Genomic DNA, 4,752 nt, shown 5'->3' on the forward strand with positions numbered 1-4,752 from the left:
CTCGTTATGTAAAACCTTATTTAGCTGATGGTGTTGCCGTTTGGAGAAATGGAGATATTGAAATTAAACTAATTGCACCATGGGTAAGCCGGAGCATGTACTTAACTTATACTCACAAACCATTAGAAAGCCAAGCACTTAACAGCGATAATTATTATTTAAACAAAACATTAAGCAAACCATCAAAAGGATTATAAAAAAAAACAACAGGAGGTATGAAAAACCATGAAAAAAACTTTAAGCATTCTCTTTTTACTACTTAGCCTTTTAGCTTTTAAAAACTTGGCTTACGCAGAAACACCAATTGATGCATGCTGGAACTTTAACAAAGCTGGAGATTATAAAAGAGCTATAGAAGCCGGTAAATTAGCAGTTAAAAAAGATCCATATAACTCAGATGCATATTTTTGTTTGGGAAAAGCTTATCTTAATATTGGAGAGCTCAAATCTGCTTATGAAAATATGAAAAAAGCAGAGAGTTTAACAAATAAAAAAGAAGATTTAATGTATATTTACAATAAAATTGGAGATATTTTATCCAAGATGGGCTACTTAGATGATGCACTTTTATATTACAGTAGAAGTTTAAGCTTAGCAAAGGATTTAGGTGATACAGCTATGCAGGCTACTTTACTAAACAACATTGCTGGGATATACGATGATAAAGGAGAATTAGATAAAGCTTTAAGTTATTATGAAGAATCCCTAAGTTTACAAACGAATGAAAAATACAAAGCAACTACTTATAACAATATTGCTATTATATATTCCAAAAAAGATGATTATCAAAGGGCTGTTAAATACTATCAAAAAGCTATTGAAATAGATGAGAAATATGGAGATTATCACAAAGCTTCTATTTTTAAGTTAAACCTTGGAAATACCTATAGAAAGATGAAAGATTATGAAAACGCAGAAAAATACTTATCTGAAGGTCTTGAAGGTGTTAAAAGGGTAGGTGATAAATATTGGGAAGCAACGGGTTATGTGTATCTTGCTTGGCTTTATAGAGATAAAGGAGACAAAAAATCAGCAAGAGAATACTATACTCGTGCATATAATATCTTTAAATCTATTGGGGCAGAAGGAGATGCTCAAGGTGTTTTAGCAGACATTCAAGCGCTTGAGAGAAAGAGAATAACTGTTTACGGTGGTGTTGAGATCGGCTCTAAAGGAGTAAAAGCTCAGGCTTATAAGATTGCTCTTAAAGGTGATGATTTTTATGATTTAAATGAAATTTTAAGGGAAAGTATAAATACGACTATTATATCCGGCGTTAAAGAATCTGGAAAATTTTCTAAGGAAGGTATAGAAGAAACAGCTCAAGCGGTTAAAACATTTGTTGATAAATTAAAAGAGAAAGGTGTTCCGGCAGAGAATATTTTTATAGTTGCAAGTAGTGCTATAGCTTCTGTTGAAAACAAAGATGAGTTGGCTAACAGAGTTAAAGAGCTTACAGGTTATAACTTAGAGTTTTTAACTGTAAAAGATGAAGTGCTTTTTGCAATTGCTGGCTCTGTACCACCAAAATATTTCTATAACTCCATACTTGTAGACATAGGCAGTGGAAATACAAAAATTGGCTATCTTGAAAAAGTAGGAAATTCTACAAATGTTAAAAACTTTGAAATTCCTTACGGTACTGTTAGCCTTACAGAAAAAGCAAATAAAGGTAACGACTTTCAAAACGAACTTACAAACATTCTTAATAATGAAGTTGTACCTATGCTAAAAAGTGAATCTCAAAAAAATCCTGCTTATGTTAACAGAAAAAATGTTTTCTTAGTTGGTGGTATCATATGGGCTATAACAACTTTACAAAAGCCAAGTCAAATAGAGGATGCGTATGTTAAATTAACTCTTGCAGATATAAAAACCTTTACTCAAAGCTTACGCCAGAATCCGGATAAAGTATTAAATCCAGACCTTTCTAAGTTAAAGCCAGAGTTAAGAGAAAAAGCTAAAAAGCAAATAGATAAAGTTAAAGATGTATTCACTGTAGAAAATTTATATTCTGGAAGCATGTTGTTAGAGACAATAGGTAAAACATGGGGATTTGATAAGAAAACTCTAATATTCCCAAGATACGGCAACTGGCTTGTTGGATATGTAGTTCTAAGAGGATACTTTGAAGAAACAGCTCCTGCAAATAGCGGAAAATAAGCTTCCTAAACAATCCCTGCCGTTGGCGGGGATTTTATTAATCTAAAAGAACAAAAATAATTAATCAGGAGGTATTAAAACTATGAAAAAAGCTTTAAGCATTTTTGTTTTATCGCTCGGTTTTTTAGCGTTTGAAAACATAGCTTATGCTCAGCCAGAGATTGATGCATGCTGGAACTATAACAATTCTGAGGATTATGAAAGAGCTGTGCGATTTGGTAAAATAGCTGTTGAAAAATATCCCGAGAATGCTTCAGCGCATGGCTGCTTAGGATTAGCTTATTATAATGTTGGTGAACTTAAACTTGCTTATGAGGCTCTGAAAAAAGCTGCAAGTTTAACAGATAATAAAGAGGTTCTGATGTATATTTATAATCAAATTGGACTAACTTTAGAAAAAATGGGCTACTTAGATGATGCAATTCCGTATTTCAGAAAGAGTATAAGTTTAGCAAAAGATTTAGGTAATAAAGATATGCAGTTTCAAATACTAAACTACATTGGTATGAGTTATAAAAATAAAGGAGAATTAGATAAAGCCTTAAGTTATTATGAAGAGTCTTTAAGTTTACTAAATAATGAAAAAGAGAAAGTTGATATTTATGGCGATATTGCTTCTATATATGCAGAAAAAGGTGATTATAAAAAAGCTATTAATTACTATCAAAAAGCTATTGAAATAGCTGAGAAATATGGTGATTATCGTGGTGCTTCTATACAAAAGTTAAACCTTGGAGATACTTACACAAAAATGAAGGACTATAAAAAAGCGAAAAAATATCTTTCTGAAGGTCTTGAAGGTGTTAAAAAAGCAGAAGATAAATTTTGGGAAGGGGTAGGCTATTTGTTTTTTGGAAAACTTTATAAAGATAAAGGGGATATAAAAACAGCGAAAGAGTATTATACTAGTGCTTATGATCTTTATAAATCTTTAGGGGTGGAAGTATTAGCAGAGAAGATTTTAGAAGATATAAAAAAATTAGATAAATCAAAATAACCATCTCACTCCCTGCCAGCTGGCGGGGGAATTTTCTTAATCATACACAAAAATTTTTAAACTGCTATCTAAAATATTCAAAAATCTTTTTACAGTGTTTGCATGACCTTTGCCAATTAAAACAATGATTTTATAATCAGGATATTTTTTATACGTATCGTATATTTTGTATGCCATGCCGTAGTCCCAGGCAAGCTGGATATCATAAAAAGCCTGCTTATTTTTTATGTTTTTATGCTCTTTTATTGCTTCATCAATAAACTTTATCTCCTCCGGTGTGTGCTTTGGAATTGGCTTTGGCAAATATGCAGAATCTATATTTTCTAATCCTTTCTTCCTAATTTCAGACAGTAGCTCAGACGGAATGTTTAAAGCAACGACTTTTATCTTGTTTTCTCTCGCAAACTCTAAAATATCTTTGTATAGATTGATATCAAAGCCCCATCTTTTATTATACTCTGTTTTTTCTATAAGTTGGTTTAAATCTACCTCACCTTGAATATACTTATCCAAATACTCCTGAAAAGGTTGCTGGAACATCTCCATTGCAATGATTATTTTCTTATCATATTTATAATAATCTTTAATTACTTCAAGCTGCTTTTTATGGTCAAGCTCATCTGTGTGATTTTCTCCAACAATGATGATGTTATAGCTTTTAAACGTTGAAAATACTAAAATAAAGCCTATCATAAAAACTGCTAAAGGAGATAAGTTTAATTTCATAGTCCTGAAATTATAGCACAGTAAGGGGGTGTTCCAAAATCTTTGTAAGTTTACCTTTCCGTGTCATACTGAGGACGAGGTCAGAAGGATCTCATTTTTGATTTTTGACTTGAAAAGAAAAATATGAGATTCTTCGTCGGCTGCAGAATGACATATAAGGCTGTCTTTTTCTCTAATGCTTATCAATCAACCTTTCTCCGTCATCCTGAGGCCGTAAGGCCGAAGGATCTCTTTTCCAAATTTTATAAAAACAGCTAATTTCTCACTCAAGGTGTTAAGTATTATAGCTTATATTAAAAATTTCATAAAAGATTTTTTCAAACCAAATCTTAGATAATGGTATAATTTCTATTTACATCAAATCCTTACGGAGGAAGAAATGTTAGCAAGCAAGTTCTTTATGCCAACTTTAAAAGAAAATCCATCCGACGCAGTTGTTCCAAGTCATATATATCTTGTTAGAGGCGGTTTTATAAGAAGTTTATCAGCCGGAATATATGAATACTTACCACTTGGATTAAGAGTTTTAAGAAAAATAGAGAATATAATCAGAAAACATATGGATGATTCAGGGGCCTTAGAGGTATTATTGCCAATTCTTACACCTGCTGAACTTTGGAAAGAAACAGGAAGATGGTACGTATACGGAAAAGAGCTTTTTAGATTGAAAGACAGAAAAGATGCAGAGTTTGCCCTTGGTCCAACTCATGAAGAAACAATAACAGATTTAGTAAGAAAAAATGTTAGGTCTTACAAAGATTTGCCGCTAAATTTTTATCAAATACAGACAAAGTTTAGAGATGAAGCAAGGCCAAGATATGGCTTGATAAGAGGAAGAGAGTTTATCATGAAAGATGGATACTCTT

General features: G+C 32.0%; 5 protein-coding genes. 4 read left to right on the forward strand and 1 reads right to left on the reverse strand.

The window, feature by feature from the left end; translation table 11 throughout:
• The 3 genes from SULYE_RS08405 to SULYE_RS06080 all read left to right on the forward strand — a co-directional run.
• On the forward strand, positions 1-197 hold a 197-nt coding region (locus SULYE_RS08405; RefSeq protein WP_007547575.1), incomplete at its 5' end, for a hypothetical protein.
• A 28-nt stretch (positions 198-225) separates the two neighbouring features.
• Positions 226-2,163, forward strand: coding sequence for a tetratricopeptide repeat protein (locus SULYE_RS06075; protein ID WP_007547576.1), 1,938 nt, complete (start codon positions 226-228; stop codon positions 2,161-2,163).
• Positions 2,164-2,245: 82 nt separating this feature from the next.
• Complete coding sequence (locus tag SULYE_RS06080) at positions 2,246-3,160, forward strand: tetratricopeptide repeat protein (protein WP_007547577.1); 915 nt, start codon at positions 2,246-2,248, stop codon at positions 3,158-3,160.
• A gap of 36 nt (positions 3,161-3,196) precedes the next feature.
• Here SULYE_RS06080 and SULYE_RS06085 read toward each other — a convergent pair whose 3' ends face one another.
• On the reverse strand, positions 3,197-3,886 hold the full coding sequence (locus tag SULYE_RS06085) for a ChaN family lipoprotein (RefSeq protein ID WP_043989170.1): 690 nt from the start codon (positions 3,884-3,886) through the stop codon (positions 3,197-3,199).
• A gap of 379 nt (positions 3,887-4,265) precedes the next feature.
• Between SULYE_RS06085 and SULYE_RS06090 the strand changes: the two genes are divergently transcribed.
• Positions 4,266-4,752: aminoacyl--tRNA ligase-related protein (locus SULYE_RS06090; RefSeq protein ID WP_007547579.1), on the forward strand; the 487-nt coding region annotated here is incomplete at its 3' end.

It is taken from the genome of Sulfurihydrogenibium yellowstonense SS-5 (genome assembly GCF_000173615.1).
In the GTDB taxonomy this organism is placed as follows: Bacteria; Aquificota; Aquificia; order Aquificales; family Hydrogenothermaceae; genus Sulfurihydrogenibium; species Sulfurihydrogenibium yellowstonense.

Excerpts from the sequence above, each read along its gene's own strand:
- SULYE_RS06075 (WP_007547576.1), top strand. The coding sequence starts at position 226 with ATGAAAAAAACTTTAAGCATTCTCTTTTTACTACTTAGCCTTTTAGCT.
- SULYE_RS06080 (WP_007547577.1), top strand. The coding sequence starts at position 2,246 with ATGAAAAAAGCTTTAAGCATTTTTGTTTTATCGCTCGGTTTTTTAGCG.
- SULYE_RS06085 (WP_043989170.1), bottom strand. The coding sequence starts at position 3,886 with ATGAAATTAAACTTATCTCCTTTAGCAGTTTTTATGATAGGCTTTATT.